General features: G+C 69.6%; 23 protein-coding genes and 1 tRNA gene. 13 read left to right on the plus strand and 11 right to left on the minus strand.

Annotated elements, in window-relative coordinates; translation table 11 throughout:
- Positions 1 to 86 precede the first annotated feature (86 nt).
- The 10 genes from AC0NZN_RS14910 to AC0NZN_RS14955 are packed head-to-tail and all read left to right on the plus strand — an operon-like array spanning position 87 to position 10,761.
- Positions 87 to 1,823: a nitrite/sulfite reductase gene (locus AC0NZN_RS14910; protein WP_474593101.1), complete on the plus strand. Its 1,737-nt coding sequence runs from the start codon at positions 87 to 89 to the stop codon at positions 1,821 to 1,823.
- Positions 1,820 to 2,563 carry a phosphoadenylyl-sulfate reductase gene (locus AC0NZN_RS14915; protein WP_474593102.1) on the plus strand — a complete coding sequence of 248 codons (744 nt, stop codon included), beginning with the start codon at positions 1,820 to 1,822 and terminating at the stop codon, positions 2,561 to 2,563. Before AC0NZN_RS14910 ends, AC0NZN_RS14915 begins: the two co-directional genes overlap by 4 nt.
- Complete coding sequence (gene cysD / locus AC0NZN_RS14920) at positions 2,560 to 3,483, plus strand: sulfate adenylyltransferase subunit CysD (RefSeq protein ID WP_474593103.1); 924 nt, start codon at positions 2,560 to 2,562, stop codon at positions 3,481 to 3,483. Before AC0NZN_RS14915 ends, cysD begins: the two co-directional genes overlap by 4 nt.
- Complete coding sequence (locus AC0NZN_RS14925) at positions 3,483 to 4,787, plus strand: sulfate adenylyltransferase subunit 1 (protein WP_474593104.1); 1,305 nt, start codon at positions 3,483 to 3,485, stop codon at positions 4,785 to 4,787. The genes cysD and AC0NZN_RS14925 overlap by 1 nt, the downstream gene beginning before the upstream one ends.
- A gap of 55 nt (positions 4,788 to 4,842) precedes the next feature.
- Positions 4,843 to 5,913 (plus strand): ABC transporter substrate-binding protein, encoded by a 1,071-nt coding sequence (locus AC0NZN_RS14930; protein ID WP_474593105.1) that lies wholly within the window; start codon positions 4,843 to 4,845, stop codon positions 5,911 to 5,913.
- 47 nt (positions 5,914 to 5,960) lie between these two features.
- Positions 5,961 to 6,707 carry an ABC transporter ATP-binding protein gene (locus tag AC0NZN_RS14935; protein WP_474593183.1) on the plus strand — a complete coding sequence of 249 codons (747 nt, stop codon included), beginning with the start codon at positions 5,961 to 5,963 and terminating at the stop codon, positions 6,705 to 6,707.
- Positions 6,697 to 7,677: an ABC transporter permease gene (locus AC0NZN_RS14940; protein ID WP_474593106.1), complete on the plus strand. Its 981-nt coding sequence runs from the start codon at positions 6,697 to 6,699 to the stop codon at positions 7,675 to 7,677. The genes AC0NZN_RS14935 and AC0NZN_RS14940 overlap by 11 nt, the downstream gene beginning before the upstream one ends.
- Complete coding sequence (cobA, locus tag AC0NZN_RS14945) at positions 7,674 to 8,444, plus strand: uroporphyrinogen-III C-methyltransferase (protein WP_474593107.1); 771 nt, start codon at positions 7,674 to 7,676, stop codon at positions 8,442 to 8,444. Before AC0NZN_RS14940 ends, cobA begins: the two co-directional genes overlap by 4 nt.
- A gap of 8 nt (positions 8,445 to 8,452) precedes the next feature.
- Entirely contained in the window at positions 8,453 to 9,796 is a 1,344-nt protein-coding gene (locus AC0NZN_RS14950) for an FAD-dependent oxidoreductase (RefSeq protein ID WP_474593184.1), read from the plus strand.
- Complete coding sequence (locus AC0NZN_RS14955) at positions 9,793 to 10,761, plus strand: NAD(P)/FAD-dependent oxidoreductase (protein WP_474593108.1); 969 nt, start codon at positions 9,793 to 9,795, stop codon at positions 10,759 to 10,761. The genes AC0NZN_RS14950 and AC0NZN_RS14955 overlap by 4 nt, the downstream gene beginning before the upstream one ends.
- Before the next feature lie 22 nt (positions 10,762 to 10,783).
- Here AC0NZN_RS14955 and AC0NZN_RS14960 read toward each other — a convergent pair whose 3' ends face one another.
- From AC0NZN_RS14960 to AC0NZN_RS14980, 5 genes are all read right to left on the minus strand, one after another.
- On the minus strand, positions 10,784 to 11,272 hold the full coding sequence (locus AC0NZN_RS14960; protein WP_474593109.1) for a 2'-5' RNA ligase family protein: 489 nt from the start codon (positions 11,270 to 11,272) through the stop codon (positions 10,784 to 10,786).
- 52 nt (positions 11,273 to 11,324) lie between these two features.
- Positions 11,325 to 11,930 (minus strand): dCTP deaminase, encoded by a 606-nt coding sequence (dcd, locus tag AC0NZN_RS14965; protein ID WP_474593110.1) that lies wholly within the window; start codon positions 11,928 to 11,930, stop codon positions 11,325 to 11,327.
- 52 nt (positions 11,931 to 11,982) lie between these two features.
- Positions 11,983 to 12,522 carry an SRPBCC family protein gene (locus AC0NZN_RS14970; RefSeq protein ID WP_474593111.1) on the minus strand — a complete coding sequence of 180 codons (540 nt, stop codon included), beginning with the start codon at positions 12,520 to 12,522 and terminating at the stop codon, positions 11,983 to 11,985.
- Positions 12,523 to 12,653: 131 nt separating this feature from the next.
- On the minus strand, positions 12,654 to 14,480 hold the full coding sequence (locus AC0NZN_RS14975) for an AfsR/SARP family transcriptional regulator (protein ID WP_474593112.1): 1,827 nt from the start codon (positions 14,478 to 14,480) through the stop codon (positions 12,654 to 12,656).
- 121 nt (positions 14,481 to 14,601) lie between these two features.
- Complete coding sequence (locus AC0NZN_RS14980; RefSeq protein WP_474593113.1) at positions 14,602 to 14,853, minus strand: DUF4242 domain-containing protein; 252 nt, start codon at positions 14,851 to 14,853, stop codon at positions 14,602 to 14,604.
- Positions 14,854 to 15,008: 155 nt separating this feature from the next.
- Between AC0NZN_RS14980 and AC0NZN_RS14985 the strand changes: the two genes are divergently transcribed.
- From AC0NZN_RS14985 to AC0NZN_RS14995, 3 genes are all read left to right on the plus strand, one after another.
- Complete coding sequence (locus tag AC0NZN_RS14985; RefSeq protein ID WP_474593114.1) at positions 15,009 to 15,596, plus strand: GNAT family N-acetyltransferase; 588 nt, start codon at positions 15,009 to 15,011, stop codon at positions 15,594 to 15,596.
- Between the two features lie 105 nt (positions 15,597 to 15,701).
- Positions 15,702 to 15,775, plus strand: a tRNA-Gly gene (locus tag AC0NZN_RS14990).
- Positions 15,776 to 16,021: 246 nt separating this feature from the next.
- Positions 16,022 to 16,819: a FadR/GntR family transcriptional regulator gene (locus AC0NZN_RS14995; RefSeq protein WP_474593115.1), complete on the plus strand. Its 798-nt coding sequence runs from the start codon at positions 16,022 to 16,024 to the stop codon at positions 16,817 to 16,819.
- On the opposite strand, the gene AC0NZN_RS15000 is transcribed toward AC0NZN_RS14995, so the two are convergent.
- Genes AC0NZN_RS15000 through AC0NZN_RS15025 form a run of 6 tightly spaced genes read right to left on the minus strand, consistent with a single transcriptional unit; the run spans position 16,804 to position 22,415 of the window.
- Positions 16,804 to 17,640 (minus strand): amidohydrolase family protein, encoded by an 837-nt coding sequence (locus tag AC0NZN_RS15000; protein ID WP_474593116.1) that lies wholly within the window; start codon positions 17,638 to 17,640, stop codon positions 16,804 to 16,806. The two genes, AC0NZN_RS14995 and AC0NZN_RS15000, sit on opposite strands and share 16 nt — an antisense overlap.
- Positions 17,637 to 17,975 (minus strand): L-rhamnose mutarotase, encoded by a 339-nt coding sequence (locus tag AC0NZN_RS15005; protein WP_474593117.1) that lies wholly within the window; start codon positions 17,973 to 17,975, stop codon positions 17,637 to 17,639. The genes AC0NZN_RS15000 and AC0NZN_RS15005 overlap by 4 nt, the downstream gene beginning before the upstream one ends.
- Positions 17,972 to 19,153: a mandelate racemase/muconate lactonizing enzyme family protein gene (locus tag AC0NZN_RS15010; protein WP_474593118.1), complete on the minus strand. Its 1,182-nt coding sequence runs from the start codon at positions 19,151 to 19,153 to the stop codon at positions 17,972 to 17,974. The genes AC0NZN_RS15005 and AC0NZN_RS15010 overlap by 4 nt, the downstream gene beginning before the upstream one ends.
- Positions 19,154 to 19,181: 28 nt before the next feature.
- Positions 19,182 to 20,096: a carbohydrate ABC transporter permease gene (locus tag AC0NZN_RS15015; protein WP_474593119.1), complete on the minus strand. Its 915-nt coding sequence runs from the start codon at positions 20,094 to 20,096 to the stop codon at positions 19,182 to 19,184.
- Positions 20,097 to 20,098: 2 nt separating this feature from the next.
- A complete protein-coding gene (locus tag AC0NZN_RS15020) occupies positions 20,099 to 21,040 on the minus strand; it encodes a carbohydrate ABC transporter permease (RefSeq protein WP_474593120.1) in 942 nt (313 codons plus the stop codon).
- 1 nt (position 21,041) lies between these two features.
- Positions 21,042 to 22,415: an ABC transporter substrate-binding protein gene (locus AC0NZN_RS15025; protein ID WP_474593121.1), complete on the minus strand. Its 1,374-nt coding sequence runs from the start codon at positions 22,413 to 22,415 to the stop codon at positions 21,042 to 21,044.

Consider the following 22,415-nt stretch of genomic DNA (forward strand, 5'->3'; position numbering starts at 1 on the left):
TCACACGCCGACCCTCGGGCATAGCCTCGCCAGAGGTCCGAACGGGCCTGCCCGGCTCAGCCGGACGACCGGGGAGGTGCCCACCAGTGACGATCAGCGACACGGACGCGCGGCAGCCGGACGGGCACGCTCGGGCGGTCACAGACCGCGCGCGGCCGCCGCGCCCGTCATCCAAGCCGAACGGCCAGTGGAAGATCGACGGCACAGCGCCCCTGAACGGCAACGAGGAGTGGAAGCAGGTCGACGACGGCCTGAGCGTGCGCGCGCGCATCGAGAAGGTGTACTCGAAGGGCGGCTTCCAGAGCATCGACCCGACCGACCTGCACGGGCGCTTCCGCGTGTGGGGCCTCTACACGCAGCGCAAGCCCGGCATCGACGGCGGCCGCACCGCGACGCTCACGCCCGAGGAGCTCGAGGACGAGTACTTCATGCTCCGCGTCCGCATCGACGGCGGACAGCTCACGACCGAGCAGCTTCGCGTCATCGGCGGGATCTCCACCGACTTCGCGCGCGGCACCGCCGACATCACCGACCGCCAGAACATCCAGCTCCATTGGATCCGCGTCGAGGACGTCCCCGAGATCTGGCGCCGCCTCGAATCGGTCGGCCTGCAGACCACCGAAGCCTGCGGCGACGTCCCGCGCGTCATCCTCGGATCGCCCGTCGCGGGTATCGCCGCCGACGAGATCGTCGACCCGACGCCGCAGATCCAGGAGATCACCGAACGCTTCATCGGCGACGCCTCGCTCGCGAACCTCCCGCGCAAGTTCAAGACCGCCATCACCGGCCACCCGAGCCAGGACGTCGTGCACGAGATCAACGACGTCGCCTTCGTCGGCGTCGTCCATCCGGAGCTCGGCGCCGGCTACGACCTCTGGGTCGGCGGCGCCCTGTCGACGACACCGCGTCTCGGCGAGCGCCTCGGAGCCTTCGTCGAGCCCGACCGCGTCGCCGACGTGTGGCACGGTGTGACGCAGATCTTCCGCGACTACGGCTACCGTCGCCTCCGGAACAAGGCGCGCCTCAAGTTCCTCCTCGCGGAGTGGGGCACGGAGAAGTTCCGCCAGGTGCTGCAGGACGAGTACCTCGGCTACGCGCTGGCCGACGGACCCGCAGCCCCGCGCCCCGGCGAGCCGGGGGATCATGTCGGCGTCCACCGGCAGAAGGACGGCCGCTTCTACGTGGGCGTCACCCCGATCGTCGGCCGCGTGAGCGGCGAGACCATCACGAAGCTCGCCGACGTCGTCGAAGCACACGGATCGGCACGCCTGCGCACGACACCGCATCAGAAGATCGTGATCCTCGATGTCCCCGAGGAGCAGGTCGAGCCGCTCATCGCCGAGCTCGACGAGCTCGGCCTGCAGGCTCGGCCGAGCCTCATCCGCCGCGGCACGATCGCGTGCACCGGCATCGAGTTCTGCAAGCTGGCGATCGTCGAGACGAAGGTCAACGCGACCGCCGCCGTGCTCGACCTCGAGGAGCGACTCGCGGGCTTCGAGCTGCCGCATCCGATCTCCCTTCACGTCAACGGCTGCCCGAACTCCTGCGCCCGCATCCAGACCGCCGACATCGGCCTCAAGGGTCAGCTCGTGACGATCGACGGCGAGCAGGTGCCGGGCTACCAGGTGCACCTCGGCGGCGGGCTCGCCTCGCAGGACCGTGACGAGCCGGGCCTCGGCCGCACGGTCCGCGGGCTGAAGGTCGCCGCCGACGGCATCGCCGACTACGTCGAGCGGGTCGTCACCCGCTTCCTCGCCGACCGCGAGGCCGACGAGACGTTCGCACAGTGGGCGCACCGCGCAGACGAGGAGGCACTCCAATGACCGTCTCCCTCGCCCCCCGCGTCGCGGTCAAGCGCAGCGCGGAGGAACTGAAGGCCCTCGCCGACCGCGGGAACATCGAGCTCGGCAGCCTCACGGACCACGAGGCGACGCCCGCCGAGGTCGTCGCGTGGGTCGCGGAGAACTTCGGGGTGGATGCCGCGGCCGTCGCGTGCTCGATGGCCGACGCCGCTCTTCCGCACCTGGTCGCCGAGCAGCTGCCCGGCGTCGATGTGCTCTTCCTGGACACCGGCTATCACTTCTCGGAGACCTACGCCACGCGCGATGAGGTCGAGCGCGTCCTCGACGTGCGGATCATCGACATCACGCCGGAGCAGACCGTCGCCGAGCAGGATGCCGAGTTCGGCGCGAAGCTGTTCGAGCGCGACCCTGCGCTGTGCTGCGCGCGTCGCAAGGTCGCTCCCCTGCAGGAGGCGCTCGGCGGCTACGAGGTGTGGTTCACGGGCGTCCGCCGCGACGAGGCGCCGACCCGCACGAACACCCCGCTCGTCACGTGGGACGAGCGCAACGGGCTCGTCAAGGTGAACCCCGTCGCATCCTGGAGCTTCGACGACCTGCTCGCCTACGCGGCCGAGCACAAGGCGCCGGTGAACCTCCTCGTGAACTTCGGCTACCCCTCGATCGGCTGCGAGCCCTGCACGAAGCCGGTCGCCGCCGGCGAAGATCCCCGGTCGGGCCGCTGGGCCGGCACCTCCAAGACGGAATGCGGGCTGCACGCATGAGCGACACCCTGACCGCGACTCCCGTCACGGGTCTCGACGCCCTCGACCAGCTCGAGGCAGAGGCGATCCACATCATCCGCGAAGTGGTCGCCGAGTTCGAGCGCCCCGTGCTGCTCTTCTCCGGCGGCAAGGACTCCGTCGTCGTGCTGCACCTGGCGACCAAGGCGTTCTTCCCGGGCAAGGTGCCGTTCCCGGTGCTGCACGTGGACACCGGCCACAACTTCCCCGAGGTCATCGCGTTCCGCGACGACACGGTGGCTCGCCTCGGCATCCGTCTCGAAGTCGCCCGTGTGCAGGACTACATCGACGACGGACGCCTGCACGAGCGCGCCGACGGCACGCGCAACCCGCTGCAGACGATGCCCCTGCTCGACGCCATCGCGGCCGGGCGGCACGACGCCGTCTTCGGCGGCGCGCGACGCGACGAGGACAAGGCCCGCGCCAAGGAGCGCATCATCTCGCTGCGCGACGAGTTCGGCCAGTGGGACCCGCGCAACCAGCGCCCCGAGCTCTGGAGCCTCTACAACGGCCGCCACACGCCCGGTCAGCATGTCCGGGCGTTCCCGATCTCGAACTGGACCGAGCTCGACGTGTGGCGCTACATCGAGCGCGAGGGCATCGCACTCCCCCCGCTCTACTTCGCCCACGAGCGCGATGTCTTCCGGCGCGACGGCATGTGGCGCGCAGTGGGAGAGGTCTCGCAGCCGCTCGCGCACGAGAGCGTCGAGAAGCGCACGGTCCGCTACCGCACGGTCGGCGACATGAGCTGCACCGGAGCGGTCGAGTCGGATGCCGCGACCACCGCCGCGATCGTCGCCGAGGTCGCCGTTTCCACCCTCACCGAGCGCGGTGCGACCCGGGCCGACGACCGCATCAGCGAGGCCGCCATGGAGGACCGCAAGAAGGACGGGTACTTCTGATGAGCATCGCCGCCCCCACGCGCGCAACCACCCTCTTCCGCTTCGCGACCGCGGGCTCGGTCGACGACGGCAAGTCGACGCTCGTCGGCCGGCTGCTGCACGACGCCAAGGCGATCCTCGCCGACCAGCTCGAGCAGGTCGCGCGCACCTCCGCCGAGCGCGGCTTCGCGCACGGCACCGGCTTCGACTTCGCTCTCCTCACCGACGGCCTGCGCGCCGAGCGCGAGCAGGGCATCACGATCGACGTCGCGTACCGCTACTTCGCGACCGACCGCCGGAGCTTCATCCTCGCCGACTGCCCCGGACACGTTCAGTACACGCGCAACATGGTCACCGGCTCCGCGACGGCCGACGCCGTCGTCGTCCTGGTCGACGCGCGCAAGGGCGTGCTCGAGCAGACGCGTCGCCACCTCGCGGTGGTCGCGCTCCTGCGTGTGCCGCACGTCATCATCGCCGTGAACAAGATCGACCTGGTCGACTTCGACCAGGCGATCTTCGCGGATGTCGAGGAGCAGGCCCGAGCGGTCGGCGCGCAGCTCCACATCGACGACCTGCATGTGCTGCCCGTCTCGGCACTGGAGGGCGACAACATCGTGGATCGCTCCGAGCGCACCCCCTGGTACGACGGCCCGTCGCTCATCGAGCTGCTCGAGACCCTGCCCGCCGAGGACCAGCTCGAGACCGAGGGCGAGCCCTTCCGGCTGCCGGTGCAACTGGTGCTCCGCCCGCAGGGCGGTCTCGCACCGGGGCTCGACGCCGACGAGTTCCGCGATTACCGCGCATCCGCGGGGCGCATCTCGTCGGGCCGGGTGCGCGTCGGCGACGAGGTCACCGTTCTCCCTGCGGGCCTCCGCACGACGGTCACCGGCGTCTGGGTCGCCGGAGCGCCGACGGACGAGGCATCCGCCCCCCAGTCCGTCGCGATCGAGCTCGCCGACGACGTGGATGCCGCGCGCGGCACGGTGCTCGCCGCCGCCGACGCGGCCCCCGTCCCGAAGCGCGAGTTCGACGCCGAGCTCTTCCAGCTCGACGCCCGGGGACTCGCATCCGGCACCCGCGTGCTGGTGAAGCACGGCACTTCGACCGTCCAGGCGGTGCTGCAGATCACGAGCCGCTACGACCTCGATGCGCTCGCGCACGAGGACGCGGCATCGCTCTCCGTCAACGACATCGGCCGCGCGCACGTGCGCGTCGCCGCCGACCTCCCGGTCGAGCCCTACGCGCTGGCACGCGCGGGCGGGTCGTTCCTCGTCATCCATCCGTCCGACGGCGCCACACTCGCCGCCGGGACCGTCCTGGCCTGAATCGCCGGGACACCGCAACACCCGACATCCACCCATCACGAAGGAGGCGCAACGCATGATTAAGACCGCGAAGTTCACGACCCTGGCCCTCGCAGCCATGATGCTGGCCGGCTGCGCCGCCTCTGCCGATGCGGCGACCAAGTCGCCCGCGGCGCTGACGGGTGGGACCCCGGCATCCGAGGTGCGCATCGGCTACTTCGCCAATGTGACCCACGCACCGGCACTCATCGGGCTGCAGGAGGGGATCTTCGACAAGGACATCGACGCGAAGATCACCACGCAGCTGTTCAACGCCGGCCCGGCGACGATCGAGGCCCTCTCCGCGGGCGCCATCGACGCCGCCTTCATCGGCCCGAGCCCGTCGATCAACTCCTACATCCAGTCGGCGGGACGCTCCGTGCGCATCGTCGCGGGTGCGACCACCGGCGGGGCGGCGCTCGTCGTCAAGAGCGACGTCACGAAGCCTGCGGACCTCAAGGGCAAGACGCTTGCGACCCCGCAGCTCGGCAACACGCAGGATGTCGCGCTCCGCAGCTGGCTCGGGAGCAAGGGCTTCCAGACCGACACGACCGGAGGCGGCGACGTGAAGATCACGCCGACCGACAACGCGCAGACGCTTGCGCTCTTCCAGCAGGGCAAGATCGACGGCGCCTGGCTGCCGGAGCCGTGGGTCTCGCGGCTGGTCGAGGACGCGGGCGCCAAGGTGCTCGTCGACGAGGCCGACCTGTGGAAGAACGGCGCGTTCCCGACGACGGTGCTCGTGGTGAACGCGGACTTCCTGGCGAAGCATCCGCAGACCGTCAAGCAGCTCGTGCAGGGCGACGTCGATGCGATCGACTGGCTGAACAAGAGCAAGAGCAAGGCCGCCGCCGCGATCAACGACAAGCTCAAGTCCGACTCGGGCAAGGGCCTCTCGGATGCCGTCCTGAACCGGTCGCTCGAGCACGTGACGTTCTCGGCGGACCCGCAGGCGCAGACGTATACCGAACTCGTGCAGCACGGCCTGGCCGCCGGCACGCAGAAGAAGGGCTCGATCGAGGGGCTCTTCGACCTGCGGCTGCTCAACGAGATCCTGAAGGCCGACGGCGAGAAGGCCGTGTCGGCGCACGGACTGGGCCAGCAATGAGTTCCGGATCGCCGGCGCCGGAGCGCCGCCTCGGGCCGAGCTTCGACATGACCACGCCGCCGGTCGCAGCTCCCCTCGCGCCGGCGCCGGCGATCCGCCTCCAGCACGTCGGCAAGCGCTACGGCTCCGGGCCCGTCGTGCTCGAGGACATCACCCTCGACATCGCTCCCGGCGAGTTCGTGTGCCTGCTCGGCGCATCGGGCTGCGGCAAGTCGACCCTGCTGAACCTCATCGCGGGCCTGGATGCGCCGACCGCCGGCACCATCGAGACCCCGGCCCAGGGCTCCGCCTTCATGTTCCAGGACTCGGCGCTCATGCCGTGGCTCACGGCGCGCAAGAACATCGAGCTGGCACTGCGGCTGCGCGGCGTGCCCCGCGCCGAGCGCGGTACGCGGGCACTCGAGCTGCTCGACATCGTGTCGCTGACGGATGCCGCGGACAAGCGCCCGCACGAGCTCTCCGGCGGCATGCGCCAGCGCGTCGCGCTGGCGCGCGCCCTCGCGCAGGACCGACCGGTGCTCCTCATGGACGAGCCTTTCGCGGCGCTCGACGCCATCACGCGCGACATCCTGCACGAGGAGCTCGAGCGCGTCTGGCGTGCCACGAGCCGCACGATCGTCTTCGTCACGCACAACGTGCGCGAGGCCGCCCGCCTCGGCCAGCGCGTCATCCTGCTCTCGAGCCGTCCCGGCCGCATCGCCGGCCAGTGGCGCACCGCGGGAGCCGACCACGCCGTCCTCGAACAGCAGATCACCGAGCAGCTGCGGAAGGAGATCCGCCGCAATGCCGCCTGAGACCCGCATCCCGGTCGCCGAGCCCGTCGAGGCGTCGCACTCGACGGGCATCAACGCGGGCGACCCGTCCACAGGCTCGGAGACCGTTCGAGCCGTCACCCCGACCGATGCCGAGCTGCGCGACCTCGCGGCCGGCCTCGACAGTCTGCAGACCGACACCGAACGCCGACCGAGCGCGTGGCGCCGGTTCCGCACGAGCGTGCTGCCGCCCATCCTCTTCGTCCTCGTGCTGCTCGTCGCATGGCAGGCATACATCCTCATCGCGCAGCCGCGCCCCGACATCGTGCCGTCCCCGGCCGATGTCGCGGCGGCGCTCGGCGACGCCTGGGCGTCCGGCCGCCTGCCGACGGCGATCGTCACGAGCCTGCAGCGCGGCATCCTCGGCTTCCTCATCTCGATCGTCGTCGCGACGCCGATCGGCCTGCTCCTGGCCGAGGTGCGCCCCATCCGTCGCGCTGTCGGGCCGATCATCTCGGGCCTGCAGGTGCTGCCGTCGGTCGCGTGGGTCCCGGCCGCGATCCTGTGGTTCGGGCTGACGGATGCCACGGCGTACTTCGTCGTGCTGATGGGCGCCATCCCGTCCATCGTCAACGGCCTCGTGTCGGGCGTCGACCAGGTGCCGCCTCAGCTGCGGCGCGTCGGGACGGTCCTCGGCGCACGGCGCTTGCGCCTCGCGACCCTCATCGTGCTCCCCGCGGCGCTGCCCGGGTATGTCGCCGGCCTCAAGCAGGGCTGGGCGTTCGCGTGGCGCTCGCTCATGGCCGCCGAGATCATCACCGTCGGAGGCACCATGGGCTTCGGTCTCGGCTCCCTCCTCGACACGTCGCGGCAGCTGGCCGACATCTCGTCGGTGCTCGCCGCCATCCTCGTGATCCTCGTCATCGGCATCCTCGTGGAGCTGGTGGTGTTCGCCCCGTTCGAGCGGCGGATGCTGCGCCGCCGCGGGCTGCTCGTGGAGACGGCCCGATGAGCCGCCCGACCGGCAAGGTGTGGCTCGTGGGCGCAGGACCGGGTGACCCGGGCCTCCTAACGCTGCGCGGCCTGCGCGCGCTCGAGCAGGCCGACGTCATCGTCGCCGACCGCCTCGGCGCCCGCGCCGTGCTCGACGGGCTCGCCGCTGACGGCGTGGAGCTGACGGCCGAGGTCGTCGACGTCGGCAAGCTCCCCGGCCATCACGCCGTGCCGCAGGACGCGATCAACGCCCTGCTCGTCCAGCTCGCCCACGACGGCAAGACGGTGGTCCGGCTCAAGGGCGGCGACCCCTACATCTTCGGCCGCGGCGGCGAGGAGCGGGAGTTCTGCCTCGAGGCCGGCATCGAGGTCGAGGTCGTCTCGGGTGTCACCTCGGCCGTCTCGGTGCCCGCGATCGCCGGCATCCCCCTCACGCATCGCGGTGTCGCGACGGCCTTCACCGTCGTGACCGCGCACGACCAGATCCGGCAGCTCGGCGGCGGTCGCGACCACACCGTCGTCCTGCTCATGGGCATCGGCACCCTCGCCCACGCGGCCATGACCCTCGCCCACGGCGAGCGCGGCGCCGACTGCCCCGTCGCGATCGTCGAGGACGGCTTCGGCCCCGGCCAGCGCGTCACGGTCGGCACCCTCGCCACCATCGCGCACCAGGCCGCTGCCCGCGGCGTTCGCTCGCCCGCCGTCGTCGTCGCCGGCGACGTCGTCTCCCTCAGTCCCTACGCTGAAGCTCTCCAGAACGAAGACCGAAAGGCCGCATCCCTGTGACCTCCTCTCTGAACCACCTCCGTGTCGCGATCGTCGGAGCCGGCCCCGCCGGAATCTACGCCGGCAACATCCTGACGAACGCCGTGACCGCCGCCGGCGGCACGGTGGCCATCGACCTGTTCGAGTCCCTTCCCGCGCCGTACGGCCTCATCCGCTACGGGGTGGCCCCCGACCACCCGCGCATCAAGGGCATCGTCACCTCGCTGCACGAGATGCTGGATGCCGGCACCACCCGCTTCATCGGCAACGTCGAGGTCGGCCGCGACATCGCGATCGACGAGCTGAACGAGCGCTACGACGCCGTGATCCTGGCGACCGGCGCGATCCGCGACGCGGAGCTCGACATCCCCGGCATCCACCTCCCCGGCTCGTACGGCGCCGCGGACTTCGTCGCCTGGTACGACGGGCACCCCGACGTCCCGCGCGAGTGGCCGCTCGACGCGCGCGAGGTCGCGGTCATCGGCAACGGCAATGTGGCCCTCGACGTGGCACGCGTCCTCGCGAAGCACGCCGTGGACCTCCGCCCGACCGAGATCCCCGACAACGTGCTCGCGGGGCTCGAGTCCTTCGCCGTCACCGACGTGCACGTGTTCGGGCGCCGCGGACCCGCCGACGTCAAGTTCACGCCCATCGAGCTGCGCGAGCTCGGCGAGGTGCGCGACGTCGACATCGTGCTCGCGGACGAGGACTTCGAGACGCTGGATGCGGCGGCCGCCACGAACAACCAGCTCAAGGTCATGCTGCGCACGTTCCAGGCCTGGCGCGACCGCGGAACGTCCGGCGCATCCCGTCGCCTGCACCTGCACTTCTGGCACGCGCCGGTCGAGGTCGTCGGCACGGAGCGCGTCGAGGCGGTGCGGTTCGAGCGGACGACGCCCACCGAGAGCGGCGTCGTCGGAACCGGCGAGTACCGCGAGATCCCGGTGCAGCAGGTCTACCGCGCGGTCGGGTACTTCGGCTCGCCGATCGTGGATGCGCCGTTCGACGACGTCCGCGGCGTCGTCCCGAACGTCGAGGGCCGGGTGTCCCCCGGGCTGTACGCCACGGGCTGGATCAAGCGCGGACCTGTCGGCCTCATCGGCCACACGAAGTCCGACGCGATGGAGACGATCGCCCATCTCGTCGCCGACGTCGAGAACGGCGTGCTGTCGGCGCCCACGGTCGAGGGCGATGTGCTCGACCTCCTCGCCGAGCGTGACGTGGCCTACACGACGTGGGACGGCTGGCTCGCCCTCGACGCGCACGAGCGCGCGCTGGGAGCTGCGCACGAGCACACGCGCGAGCGCGTGAAGGTCGTCCCGCGCGACGAGCAGGTGGAGCTCTCGCGCAGCGGTTCTCTCCTCGGCTCATGACCGCGGAGAGCTCCGCGGTCGATTCGCCCGGCGACCCGGTCGTCGACGTGCTCGTCATCGGCGGCGGCCCCGCCGGTCTCTCGGCGGCACTGAACCTCGGTCGCGCGCGGGCGACGGTCGTGGTGGTGGATGCCGACCGCCCCCGCAACGCGGCGACCCTCCGCTCGCACGGCTTCCTGACCCGCGACGGCGTGCCGCCGCAGGAGCTCCGCCGTCTCGCCCGTGAGGAGCTCGGGCAGTACCCGGGCGTCCAGGTGCTGGTGCGCACGAAGGTCGCGTCGCTCGAGGAGGCGACCGGTCCGGACGGTGCGCGCTTCACCGCGGTCCTCGAGGGCCGCAAGGCGCCTTCGACGGTCGCCGCCCGCTCGGTCCTCGTCGCGACGGGCCTGCGCGAGACGCTCCCCGAGGTCCCGAACATCCGCGGGTTCTACGGCATGAGCCTCTTCAGCTGTGCGGCGTGCGACGCGTGGGAGCTGCAGGACCGCCCCCTCGCCCTCATCGGCGAGACCGGCGACCTCGCCGCTCGCGCCCGCCTGATCGCACGCTGGACGCACAGCCTCACGGTCTTCACGAACGGCGCCCAGACGATGGATGCCGCGGATGAGGCCGAGCTCACCGCATCCGGTGTCCGCATCGAGCGTGAGCCGATCGCCGGTCTCGAGGGCGACCGCGGCGCGATCACCGGCGTGCGCCTCGCGAGCGGCGCCGTCGTCCCCGTGGAGGGCGGCTTCGTCCGTCCGATCTGGACGCCGGCCCTCGAGTTCCTGACAAGCGTCGACCCGTCCCGTGACGAGTACGGGCACCTCGTGGTCGACCGGTCGGGCCGCACGAGCATCCCCGGTCTGTATGGAGCGGGGGATGCGGCGGCCCCCGGCCCCCAGCAGCTCATCGTGGCCGCAGGCCAGGGCGCTCGCAGCGCCGCCGTGATCGTTCACGACCTGGTGGGCGTCGTCACCGCCCACTGACCCGATCTCTTCCGGCGCCCTGTCACACCTCGGAGCCGCCGAACGCTGCGGCCACCGTCGCCGTGCTGCCTGCGAGCTCGGCGAGTGCGATGCACCGCAGCTCGTGTATGTCGCCGTCGTGGACATCCATCGTCGGAACGTGCGTCATGTGCGGCCGGAAGCCCTGTCGCCAGTGCCGCGGATCGCGCGCGACGAAGCCGGGCATCTTCTCGAGAAGATCGGCAAGACGGTCGTGCAGGGCGACGACGTCAGCCGAGTCCACGAGCTGCACGGGGACATCGTGACGTGCCCCGAACATCGCGTCACCGCCGAAGCGGACTGCGAGCGGCCACTCGCCATCCGCGGCAGACGCGACCGCCCCGGCGACCTCGTCGGCGGGGACGTCGACGACGAAGTTCGAGGCCAGCGTGACGTGGGCAGGCCACTCGCGCCTGCTGAACGACGCCCCCCGTACCAGCGGCTCGAAGAGCGCGACCACGACCCACAGGCTTCGCGCCGGGTTACTCGTCATCCGTCCAGTGTCGCCGATCGGATGGCGAGAAGGCGGGTCGGTCGGACCCTGATCAGCGACCCGGGGAACCGGCATCCGACGCGCCCACGTCCGTCACGTGGAAGCGCTGGAACGAACGGGATGCCGTCGGCCCCCGCTGACCCTGATACCGGTTGCCGTACGACCCCGTGCCGTAGGGGTTCTCGGCGGGCGACGAGAGGCGGAAGAAGCACATCTGCCCGATCTTCATGCCGGGCCAGAGCTTGATCGGCAGCGTCGCGACGTTCGACAGCTCGAGTGTCACGTGGCCCGAGAAGCCGGGATCGATGAATCCGGCCGTCGAGTGGGTGAGCAGTCCGAGGCGCCCGAGCGAGGACTTCCCCTCGAGGCGCGCCGCGATGTCATCGGGCAGGGTGACCTGCTCGAAGGTCGACCCCAGGGCGAACTCTCCGGGGTGCAGGATGAACGGCTCATCCGGCGCCACGTCGACGAGGTGCGTGAGATCCGGCTGATCCAGCGCCGGATCGATGAACGGGTACTTGTGGTTGTCGAACAGCCGGAAGTACCGGTCGAGGCGTACATCGACGCTCGACGGCTGCACCATGTCGGCATCCCACGGGCTCAGGCCGATGCGCTCGGACTCGATCTCGCGACGGATATCCCGGTCAGACAGCAGCACGCGTTCAGCCTAGCCGCGCGGCTCCCGCCTGCGCCGGGTGTGACGGCCCGCCTCAGCGGACCGGCTCGGGCATCACCCAGAAGCCGGGCTGCCGCGGCGACATCTCGACGTGCTCGGTGGACACGAGGAGCATGCCGGATGCTCCCGCCAACCCCGCGCCGAAGCCTTCCATGAGGCGGTGATGGTTCCACGCGAACATGGGCCGCGCGATGGGCGAGAGGATTCGCATCCATCGTCTCGGCGTCTCGACGAGCCACGCGATCCACACCGTGACATCGTCCTCGGGGGGCGTCTGCATCGCGATCCGACCGCGACCGGACAGCTCGCCACGGGCGGTCGCATCCACGTATCTGCGCGGCTCGATGGCGGTGACCTCGGTCTCGTACGTGAAGCGGTAGCCGACGGGCGCGCGGACCACGTAACGATGGACGGCGCCGATCCCCTCGGCGCCGTTCGGAGCGGTCACGAGCTGCACGCTCTCGAGGCCGGACCACCATCGGACCCATCCCTCGACGTCGCGCAGCACGTTCCACAGACGCGCGGGATCGCCCGCGAGCGTGTAGGTGGTGACGAAGTGATACCGAGCGTCCATGACGCCTCCCCAGTGTCGGCAGAATATGCCCGCGTGCGGCATTCGGTAAGGGGGCGGGTGTGTCGAGCCGACCGGGCGCCGTCTGCTGCCGCTCTGCGACCGTACCGAGCAGGCGGGTCGAGGCGCTTGAGTCATACGACGGGAAGACCATGTGCCGGCGGCGCGGGCACCAATGCCGCGAGCTGCGGATTGTCCATGCTGGCCATGAGCATCGCGGCCGCCTCCGCGTCACCGTCCTTTCCGAGCGCGGCACCATGCAGCAGCGACCGTACGGCAAGGTCGCGCATACCCGTGCGCGAGGTCAGCTCCTGCATGCGCTCCACCCAGATCGCGGTGTCCGGGTGGCCGTGCCGGCGACCGAGCTCGCAGCGGGCGTCAAGAAGGTAGCCGGCCAGCCAGACATACGGGTCGGCGAGACGGGTCGAGCGTGCGGAGGCGTCGGCGAGGATGTCGAACGCTCGTGCGGCGTCCTCTCTGGCCTCCGCGACTCGGGCCAAGCCCCGCGCCGCGGTGCCCTCCCAGCACGGGTTTCCCAGCTGGCACGCCCGGGCGAACGCCTGCTCCAGCAGCAAGGACGCACCATCGACATCACCGCGAAGGAGCTGCACCTCACCCCGGTGCGCCTGCGGCCAGGGCAGGAACGCCAGCCAGTGGTCCGCCTCGGCCAGAGCGACGGAGGCGTCAAGCTCCGCCGTGGCATCCGTCAGTTCGCCGCGCAGCAGGTGCAGCCTTCCGAGCATGGAGCGCGCGAACGCTTCCATCCGGCGTGCACCGGCGGCGGCGCAGAGCCGGACGGCTGCGGCCAGCAGGGCACGGGCGCGCGGGTAGTCGCCCCGGTCGCTGGCCACGCAACCGAGGTACGTGGTGGCCTTGGCCCGCACTGCAACGGCGTCGGCGGAGAGCTCCAGGGCGTCGGTGAGCCACCGCTCCGCTCGGGCGTAGTGGGCGCGCAAGTAGTCGACGTAGCCGAGCTCGGCCCGCGCCTGCGCCGCACTGCCCGGATCGTCGTGCTCCAAAGCGATCGCATCCGCTTCGAAGAGCGCTCCCAGGCCGTCCTGGTCCAGGCCGCCGAGCTCGTGGATCAGCGCCTCGCCGAGGATCAGCCGAGCCCCGATCCGCACCGCGGTCGCACCTGTGGCATCCGCCAAGCGGGCGGCGGTCCGCAATGAGGTCACGCCCGCATCCACCGCTCCTGCCGACACCGCGGCGGTTCCGGCCTCGACCAGAGCCTGCAGCGTGGGCTCATCGACAGTGTCATCGCGCGGGAGCAGGCGGTTCTCATGCACCGCGGACCGCACCGCGACACCCGGAGCGATGCCGAGCTCCGTCTCGAACAGCACAGTGCACGCGGCGAGCTGGGCCGTGGCCGCCTCGTCGTCACCCGCGAGCCGGTACAGCCGGATGAGCAGCGCCTGGTGGTTCTCGTCCAACGGCGACATCGCGGTGGCCCTGACCGCATAGCCGATCGCGTCATCGAGCCGGCCACGGGACATCGAGCCGAGCGCGGCCTCGTGCAGGATCGTCTCGCAGGCGGCGGCCTGGTGCCGGCGCTGCGACAGCAGCCAGGTCTCGAATGCAGCGGCACCGCGGATGACCACTCCCTCCAACAGGTCGCTGCCGAGTCCGGGCAGTTCCACAGCCTCCGACCACAGACCCCGCACGACCACGTCGACGTCGATCATCGTCCCCGGCGGCATCCGGAGCACCAGCGGGTCGCCCACGACGGCGACATCCGGCCCGAGGCCGCGGCGCAGCTCGGACAGGCTCCACCGCAGCGCGCGCATCGGGTCGTCCGCCTCGGGAAAGAGAAGCGCGGCCAGCGCGCTGCGACCGGGCCGGCGACCCTCGAGCAGCAGATAGGCGAGAAGGGCCCAGCTCTTCCGGCTCCGGAATCGGTACACCTCGCCTGACGAGCGGACGATCCGGGGCGCACCGAGCAGATGGACGGCCAGGCTCATGACGGCTCCGATCCTGGGTATCGGGAACGCCTCGGCGTGGCACTGATGATACTGCCGGCAACCGTGGCGCGGGTGACCCGCGGGCGGCCGTACAGCCTGCCGCCCGCGGGACAAGGGGCGGTCAGGAGTGCTCGCTGACCTGGTAGATCTCGTCGGCGACGAGGCCGTGCGCCTCTCGGTGCACGGCGTTGGCCGCCTCGGCATCCGGCGCGTCGACCAAGCAGAAGATCTTGCCGGCCTCCGCGTCGACCCAGTACCGCAGGTAGTTGACGCCGTGCGCATCCTGGGTGGCGAGGTCGGCGCCATGCGCCCCGGCGACGTCGGCCTCCGTCACGCCGCCCTCGATGTTGTGTACGTCCATGAACAGCGTCATCTGATCGTTCTCTCCGTCGGGTTGGCGGGCCTCGATTCGGGCCCGTTCCCACCAGTGGACACGCTGCGTGTTTGATGTGATGTTTGACGGGCGACCCCGGTTCTGCTGCGACGATCAGGTCGGCATCCCCATCCGACAAGCACCCGGAGGTCCCCATGGACATCGCCCCGCTGCTGCCGCTGACCACGGCCCGATTGTCGCTTCGCCTGTTCACCCCGGGTGACGCGGACGACCTCTACGCCTACCAGGGCCTGCCGAGCGTGGCGCGTTACCTCTACCGGCCGGCGCACTCGCGGGAGCGCAGCGAGGAGGTTGCCGCCGAGCGCGCGGCGCACTCCGTGTGGCGTGCCGACGGGGACAAGCTGGCGCTTGCCCTGTGCCGACGCGATGAAGCAGGCGTGGTCGGCGAGGTGACACTCACCCTGACCGATGCCCGCGCGGCCCAAGCCGAGATCGGCTGGGCACTCGGCCCGGCGCACCAAGGGCTCGGCTACGCGACCGAGGCGGCGGCCGCGCTGGCCGGTCTCGCCTTCGACAGACTGGGTGTGCATCGGCTCTACGCCCGGCTGGACGTCGAGAATGCGGGGTCCGTACGAGTCTGTGAGCGCCTCGGGATGCGTCGCGAAGCCCACTTCGTCGAGAATGACCTGGATGGAGAACGCTGGGGCAGCGAGTACGTCTACGCGGCGCTCGCTGCCGATTTCGAGAGCCGCACGTCCGTTCGCATACAATCCGGTCGGTAGTATGGGGGAGTGGCGTCGAGCGGTGGGACGCCACGGCTATGTGCACACGGATGTGTGCACACCGACCTTGACGGGAATCACAGATCCCCATAATTTCGAGGCATCGGGGCTGTAGTTCAATGGCAGAACTTCTGCTTCCCAAGCAGACAGCGCGGGTTCGATTCCCGTCAGCCCCTCCAAGATTCCGCGGAATTCCGCGGATGTGACTTCACCTGACGCCACAGGGCGCCGCACACGTATGTGTATACCGATGTGTATACCTCCGGAGCACCCCGCAAGGCGCGGCATGGCGATCGCCAACGACCCGCTCGAGCACCACGTCATCCGCTGAAGTGACCCGCGCCAGCTGCGTCGCGCCGCCCACGGCGGCCACGCGCGGGCGATTCTCATCCAAGGTCCAGAGGGACGCGGCTAAGGTCATACTTATGACCTCTGAATGGAGCGGAGTCTCGCGGCTCATGCCACAACGGCTTCCGGCGGGTCGGTTGGGCGTCGCCGTCGTTGCGGAGCTCGTCGACCTCATCGTCACGGGGCAGCTCAAAGAGGACGACCTTCTGCCGCCCGAGGGCCCCCTCAGCGAGCACTTCGGTGTCAGCCGAACGGTGCTGCGGGAGTCGGTCAAGCGGCTCGAGGAGAAGGGGCTCGTGATCGTGTCCCAGGGTCGTGGCACCCAGGTCCGTGCGCCGGGCTACTGGAACATGCTCGATCCAGTGGTGCTGTCCGCGCTCATCGACAACGACGAGAGCCTCGGAGTGCTCGACGAACTGACGATCGTCCGCGCCAGCCTGGAGTCGGCCATGGCGGGCGCCGTCGCGAAGGACCACACGGCGGAGGGGTTGCGTCGCCTGGAGAACGCATTGACCGCGATGCGGGAAAGCGAATCGGAGACCGATTCGTTCCGGCAAGCCGACGTCGTCTTCCACTACGCGCTCATGGAGATCTCGGAGAATCGCCTTGCCGAGAACATCGCGAAGCACTTGTACAAGCGGGCCGTCGAGTCGAGCCGCTACCAGGGCATCAACCCTCCGGATGCCGTCAGCCTGACGTTGCTGGAGCACGAAGCGGTGGTCGACGCCATCGCCCGCGGCGACGTGGCCGGCGCCGAGAAGGCGATGCACGACCACATCCACATCTCATGGGAGCGTCGGCGGCTGCCCGATCACGATCCGCGTGCCAGGATCAGCGATGCGGATCCGGAAGCGGAGCTTCAGTCCAGGGCGTAGACCTCGGATGCGGTGGCACCGAGGATCGCGGATCTCTCGCTCGATGAGAGCCCGGCGAGCAGCTCGTCGGTCGCCGCTCTCCACGTGACGGCCCCTCCGCGCAGCTCCACCAGCGGCCAGTCCGACCCGTACAGCAGGCGGCTCGTGCCGAAGGCGTCGAACGCGGTCGAGACGACACCGCGCACGTCGTCGGGAGTCCAGCTGCCGGGTTCGAGGCCGGAGGCGATTCCCGAGAGCTTGACGACGACGTTCTCGTGCGCGGCGACTGACCGCAGCCCGCTCTCCCACCGGTCTGCTCGGGCATCCTCGGCAAGCGGACCGCCGAGATGGTCGAGCACGAATCTCAGGTCCGGATGCCGACCGACGACCTCTGCGGCCTGTCCCAGTTGCCAGTCGCGTACGACCAGGTCGAAGGTCAGCCCGCCGCGGGCAAGCTCGGCGAGGCCGTGGTTCACGGCATCCCCCAGCAGCCACTCAGGATCCGGGTCGATGTGCACCAGGTGACGCACCCCGACGACGGGCACCGTGGCGGTCTCGCGGATTCGGGCCAGCTGCCCGGCCACGTCCGCGCGAACGTCCACCCACGCGACGAGCCCCGCCACCAGCCGTGGATCGGCGCGCGCGAGCCGGACGCTCTCCTCCAGGCTGTTCGCCGCCTGGACCAGGACGGCGCGACCCATACCGGTCGAGGTCAGCATCTCCTCCACGTCGGTCGAGCCGAAGTCGCGATCGATCGCCGCCATCGAGACCGGATCGATCCAGTCCTGGGGATCCGTCTCGCGGTTCCACAGATGCACGTGGGCATCGACGCCACCCGTCACTCGAGATGCCAGACTTCGTCGATAGGCTGCCAGAGCGAGCCCGGGTCGCGTTCCTCGGCGATCCTGATCTGGCAGGGGTCGGTGTGCGTCCACCACTCCCGCGACACCGGGTCTTCGCCGATCCGACGGAGATCGGCTTCGTGGTCCTCGCCGATGTACTCGTAGTACGCGAACAGCACGTCGCCGAACACGAAGATGCTGTAGTTGCGGATGTTGCACTCGGTGATCTTGGCCTCGACGTCCGGCCACACGTTGCGGTGGAGCTCGAGATACTCCTCACGCTTCTCAGGGCGGACGCCGACGACCAGCGCCATGCGTTTCGGTTCTGCGGTCATGACGCCGACTTCTCAGGGACGGTCGGGTCGTCGATGCGGTCGGGCTCCGCGACGATGCGGAGGGCCGCCCGCTCCGGGCGGACGTGCGGCCCGGCGGCGGTCGGCAGCGCCGGACCGGAGCCCGCCGCTGCGAGCCGCGCCTCGTCCACGATGATGCCGAGGCCCGGACTGTCTCCGAGGATGATGCCACCGTCGTCGATCTGCTGATCGACGATCAAGCCCCGCGGGAAGCCCAGATCCTGCACCTCGTGCGTCAGGAGGTTGGGCACCGCGGCCGCCGCGTGCGCGATCGGGTTCGTGTTGTACGCGACGGGGCTGACGGGCAGGTCGTGCGCGTGCGCGAGGACCGCCACCCGCAGGAAGTGGGTGATGCCCCAGACGTTGCCGATCTGGACGATGTCGAGTGCCCCCGCGTCGAGGAGCGGCCGATACTGCTCGAGTCCCGTGAGGTTCTCCCCGGAGGCGATAGCCGTTCGGACCTTGCAGCGCAGCGACGCCATGCCATGGGCGTCCCATCGCCGCAGGGGTTCCTCGACCCAGGTCAGCTCCAGGCGCTCCTCGACAGCAGCGAGGTAGCGCGCCGCCACGACGTGGTTCCACGATTCGTTGACGTCGAGCATGAGGGCCGGTCGACGCGAGTTGCGGCTCAGGACGTCCCGCATGATCTCGAGCCGGGGCAGGTCGCGGTCGAGATCCCGGCCGCCCTTGAGCTTGCCCGCCTTGAATCCGCGATCGGCGAACCGGCTGTACAGCTCGGCCAGCTCGTCGTCGGTGAGGCCGTACTCCAGGCCCGAGGCATAGCCCGGCACGAAGCGCTCGCGCGCGCCGAGCGTGCGCCACAGCGGCTCGTCGGCTGCCTTCGCCTTGATGTCCCACAGCGCCATGTCGATCGCACCGATCGTGCCGAAGGTGCTGCCGGAGTGACCGGCCTTGAAGACCCAGTCGAGCATGCGGTCGTAGAGGGCCACCACGGACCGCGGATCCTGGCCGTCGATGGCCGGGAAGACCCGCGCGAGGTCGTCGTGGGCGCCGAGACCGACGCCCTCGATCCCTGAGTCGGTCTCGATGATGAGCACAGGCACGGGCGTGGTGTTTCCCGGCTGCACACCGTTGACATCGCCCGTCACGCGACCCCAGTCGTGAACCGTGGTGAGACTGCGATAACCGGTGATCTTCATAGGTGGTTCTCCTTTGGTGCGGGCATGTTCATTCCTTGGTGCCTCCTGCGGTCATGCCCGACACGAGAAAGCGCTGCGAGAAGAGGAAGACGATGAGAACCGGCAGGACCGAGACGATCGTCGCCAGTGCGAGAGTCGGAAGTTGGACGGAGTCGGACCCCGCCGAGCTCGGGTTGAATGCCGGAGTCGCCGAGAGCAGCGACGTGAGGCCCACCTGGATCGGGTAGCCATCGCTCGACGGCAGCATCACGAAGGGCAGGAAGAAGTTGTTCCAGTTCTGCACGAAGCTGAAGAAGGCGACGAGGGCGACGATCGGCGTCGCGAGCGGCAGCGCCACGCGGGTGAACACCTGGAACTCGGAGCAGCCGTCGATACGGGCCGCCGCGAGCAGGTCCTGCGGGATGCTGGTCGAGAAGTAGATGTACGTGAGGTAGACCCCGAACGGGAAGAACGACATCGGCAGGATGACGGACAGCGGGCTGCCGATCAGGCCGACGGTGTTGAGCTCGAGGAAGATCGGGAGCACGAGGGCCGTGCTGGGAATCAGCATCACGACGAGGGTCATCACCAGCAGTGCCCTCCGCAGGCGGAACTCGGTGAGGGCCAGCGCGTAGCCGGCGGGGATGCTGACGATCAGCGTCACCACGAGGGCGCCGACGGCGTACAGCGCGGAGTTGCCGATCCAGGTCGTCACCGCGCCATCCTGGAACCCGAACAGTTGGTTCCAGTTGGCGACGAAGTCCGACCACGAACCGAGCGCGAACGGGTTGTCGACGATGAGCGCTTTCGACGACTTCGTGACGGCGAAGAGCAGCCACACCATCGGGATGGCGAAGAAGAGGACGAAGACGACGAGGACGATGCCCGCGATGGTGCGCCCGCTCCATCCCCCGGTGCTCATGCCCAGCCGTGAGCCGCGACGCTCGCTGGTCAATGCGGTCATGGTCATTCCTTCTCGAAGAGGCCGCCACGGGTCACGAAGACCCAGGAGAGCAGGAGGGCGACGATGAGCAGGATCAGCGAGATCGCCGCCGCGCCGTTGAAGTCGTTCTGCTGGAACGCGTAGAGATACGCGAGCTGGTTCAGCGAGTAGTCGTTCGGCACCACGCCGTTGCTGGCCTGGCTGAGCAGCTGCGGCTCGACGAAGAGCTGTGTGCCCGCGGCCAGCGACATCACGCCCATGTAGGCGATCCACTTGCGAAGCATCGGCAGCTGGATCTGGAGCGCGATCTGCACGGCGTTCGCGCCGTCGATGCGAGCTGCCTCGATCACCTCGGTGCTGATGTTGTTGAGGGCGCCGTACATGATGATGATCCATCCGCCCGCCCCGGTCCAGAAGGCGATGATCGCGAAGATCACCGGCAGATTGCCGGGCTGGATGACCTGGACGAAGCTCGTGAGACCCATCAGGTGCAGGAGCCCGCTGACCGGGCTCGCGACCGGGTCCAGGACGAACAGCCAGAGCAGCACGCTGGACGCTCCGGCGAGCGCACCCGGCAGGTAGTAGACGAACCGGAACGTCGTGCTCGCCCAGCGGACGCGAAGAGCGTGCACGACGAGCGCCAGGAGCACGACGAAGACGAGGAGAGCGATGAGCCAGACGACGAGATACGCCACGACGTGCAACACGGCCGGCCAGAACCGGAAGTCCGTGACGACCTGCACGAAGTTGTCGAGGCCGGCGAAACCTCCGTCGGTGTTCGTGAAGGCGAGGAACACCGCATACAGCGCGGGGAAGATCCCGAATGCGAGAGCGAGGATCACATAGAGCGAGACGAAGACGTATCCGATCGGCGTACGGCCCGGCGCACGGCCGGTTCGCCGGGCCGGCCGCCGGCGCTCGGGAGCGCCGACGGCCAGCTGTTCGCTCGGGGGAGCGATGGTCATGTCAGTTCACCTTGTATCCGTTGACCTTGGCCTGGTTCTCGATCGCCTGCTGCCAGGTGGGAAGAAGGCTCGCGATCGACTGCCCGCCGGTGATGGCCGGGGTCATGGTCTTCGCCCAGATCGCCTCCTGGCTGAAGATGCCGTACCCCCAGCCGTCCCACACCTGGGAGGCCGCGGTCACGATCGGGTCGAGCGAGGTGGCGTAGTACTTGCTGTCCTCCTGCTTCGCGACCCACTTCTTGGCGGCCGGCGCATAGGCGGGGTAGCCCGGAGCCTTGTCGACCTGGTAGTCGTCGGCGGTCGTCACGAACTCCGCGAACTGCTCGGCGGCCTTGAGGTTCTTCGAATGGCTCGAGATGAACCACGTCCCGCCGCCGACGTTGCCCGTCGCCGGCTTGTCGTCACCCTTCCACGCGAGCGGAGCCGCGACTCCGAGCTGGCCCGCCGGCACGTTCAGCGACTGCGGGTTGTTGAAGATCGCGCCCGCGTACCAGGCCGGACCCGGCATCATCAGGACCTTGCCCGCGTAGTTCTTCACGAACTCCGGGGTGAAGACGCTGACGAGCGGGACGGTCTTGTCGGTGCGAAGCGTGTCGAGCATCGAGGCCGCCCGCTTGCACTCGGTCGTGTCCGTCTTCACGGTCACCGAGGTGGGACCGGTGATGTTGTTCGCCTCGCACTTGCTGGCCCACATGAAGACCTCGGGCGTCCACGGGTCGCCGGCGGTCCCCACGATGTAGCCGGGGTGCTCGGTCGCGACCTTCTCGCCGAGCGCCTGGTACTCCTCCCACGTCGTGGGGACGGAGTAGCCGAACTGATCCATGAGCGACTTGTCGTACCAGAGCACGGCCTGCGCGAGGTCGTTGCGGAGGCAGTAGACCTGACCGTTCACCGTGCAGGGGTTCAGCGCCCCGGTCGTGAAGTTCGAGAGCGTGTCCTTGGGAACGAGGCCCTTGTCGAGAACTGCGGCGAAGGCCTGCTTGCCGCCGTTCTTCTGGCTCGCCCACGCCGCGTCGTTGTTCTGCGAGGAGAACACGACGTCGGGCCATCCGCTGCCCGCCCGGTCGAACAGCTGCATCTTCGTCCGGAAGGAGTTCGAGCCGTTGGCCGAACCGTCGTAGGTCACGACCTTGATCTTCGCTTCAGGGTGTGCGGCCTCGAAGGCCTTGGCTGCGGCTTGACGATCCGCATCCACCCAGACGGTGATCGTCGAGGAGTTGTCCTGCTTGGCTTCGGGAAAGCCGTACGACCCGTTCGCCGTGCTTGCAGCGGATGTGCAGCCGGTGAGGGTCAGGAGCGCCGTCACGGCGCCGAGTGCGGAGACGATCAGCGCCGATCGGCGACGTGACCCCACCGCAGTGTGGATTCCGACCAT

This window comes from Microbacterium sp. sgz311019, assembly GCF_056135325.1.

Excerpts from the sequence above, each read along its gene's own strand:
- AC0NZN_RS14975 (WP_474593112.1), bottom strand. The coding sequence starts at position 14,480 with ATGAGCCTGGCCGTCCATCTGCTCGGTGCGCCCCGGATCGTCCGCTCG.
- AC0NZN_RS15010 (WP_474593118.1), bottom strand. The coding sequence starts at position 19,153 with ATGAAGATCACCGGTTATCGCAGTCTCACCACGGTTCACGACTGGGGT.
- AC0NZN_RS14995 (WP_474593115.1), top strand. The coding sequence starts at position 16,022 with ATGACCTCTGAATGGAGCGGAGTCTCGCGGCTCATGCCACAACGGCTT.
- cysD (WP_474593103.1), top strand. The coding sequence starts at position 2,560 with ATGAGCGACACCCTGACCGCGACTCCCGTCACGGGTCTCGACGCCCTC.
- AC0NZN_RS14915 (WP_474593102.1), top strand. The coding sequence starts at position 1,820 with ATGACCGTCTCCCTCGCCCCCCGCGTCGCGGTCAAGCGCAGCGCGGAG.
- AC0NZN_RS15005 (WP_474593117.1), bottom strand. The coding sequence starts at position 17,975 with ATGACCGCAGAACCGAAACGCATGGCGCTGGTCGTCGGCGTCCGCCCT.
- AC0NZN_RS14940 (WP_474593106.1), top strand. The coding sequence starts at position 6,697 with ATGCCGCCTGAGACCCGCATCCCGGTCGCCGAGCCCGTCGAGGCGTCG.
- AC0NZN_RS14970 (WP_474593111.1), bottom strand. The coding sequence starts at position 12,522 with ATGGACGCTCGGTATCACTTCGTCACCACCTACACGCTCGCGGGCGAT.
- AC0NZN_RS14930 (WP_474593105.1), top strand. The coding sequence starts at position 4,843 with ATGATTAAGACCGCGAAGTTCACGACCCTGGCCCTCGCAGCCATGATG.
- AC0NZN_RS14985 (WP_474593114.1), top strand. The coding sequence starts at position 15,009 with ATGGACATCGCCCCGCTGCTGCCGCTGACCACGGCCCGATTGTCGCTT.
- AC0NZN_RS14960 (WP_474593109.1), bottom strand. The coding sequence starts at position 11,272 with ATGACGAGTAACCCGGCGCGAAGCCTGTGGGTCGTGGTCGCGCTCTTC.
- AC0NZN_RS15025 (WP_474593121.1), bottom strand. The coding sequence starts at position 22,415 with ATGGTCGGAATCCACACTGCGGTGGGGTCACGTCGCCGATCGGCGCTG.
- AC0NZN_RS14925 (WP_474593104.1), top strand. The coding sequence starts at position 3,483 with ATGAGCATCGCCGCCCCCACGCGCGCAACCACCCTCTTCCGCTTCGCG.
- AC0NZN_RS15015 (WP_474593119.1), bottom strand. The coding sequence starts at position 20,096 with ATGACCGCATTGACCAGCGAGCGTCGCGGCTCACGGCTGGGCATGAGC.
- cobA (WP_474593107.1), top strand. The coding sequence starts at position 7,674 with ATGAGCCGCCCGACCGGCAAGGTGTGGCTCGTGGGCGCAGGACCGGGT.
- AC0NZN_RS14935 (WP_474593183.1), top strand. The coding sequence starts at position 5,961 with ATGACCACGCCGCCGGTCGCAGCTCCCCTCGCGCCGGCGCCGGCGATC.
- AC0NZN_RS14980 (WP_474593113.1), bottom strand. The coding sequence starts at position 14,853 with ATGACGCTGTTCATGGACGTACACAACATCGAGGGCGGCGTGACGGAG.
- AC0NZN_RS14955 (WP_474593108.1), top strand. The coding sequence starts at position 9,793 with ATGACCGCGGAGAGCTCCGCGGTCGATTCGCCCGGCGACCCGGTCGTC.
- AC0NZN_RS15020 (WP_474593120.1), bottom strand. The coding sequence starts at position 21,040 with ATGACCATCGCTCCCCCGAGCGAACAGCTGGCCGTCGGCGCTCCCGAG.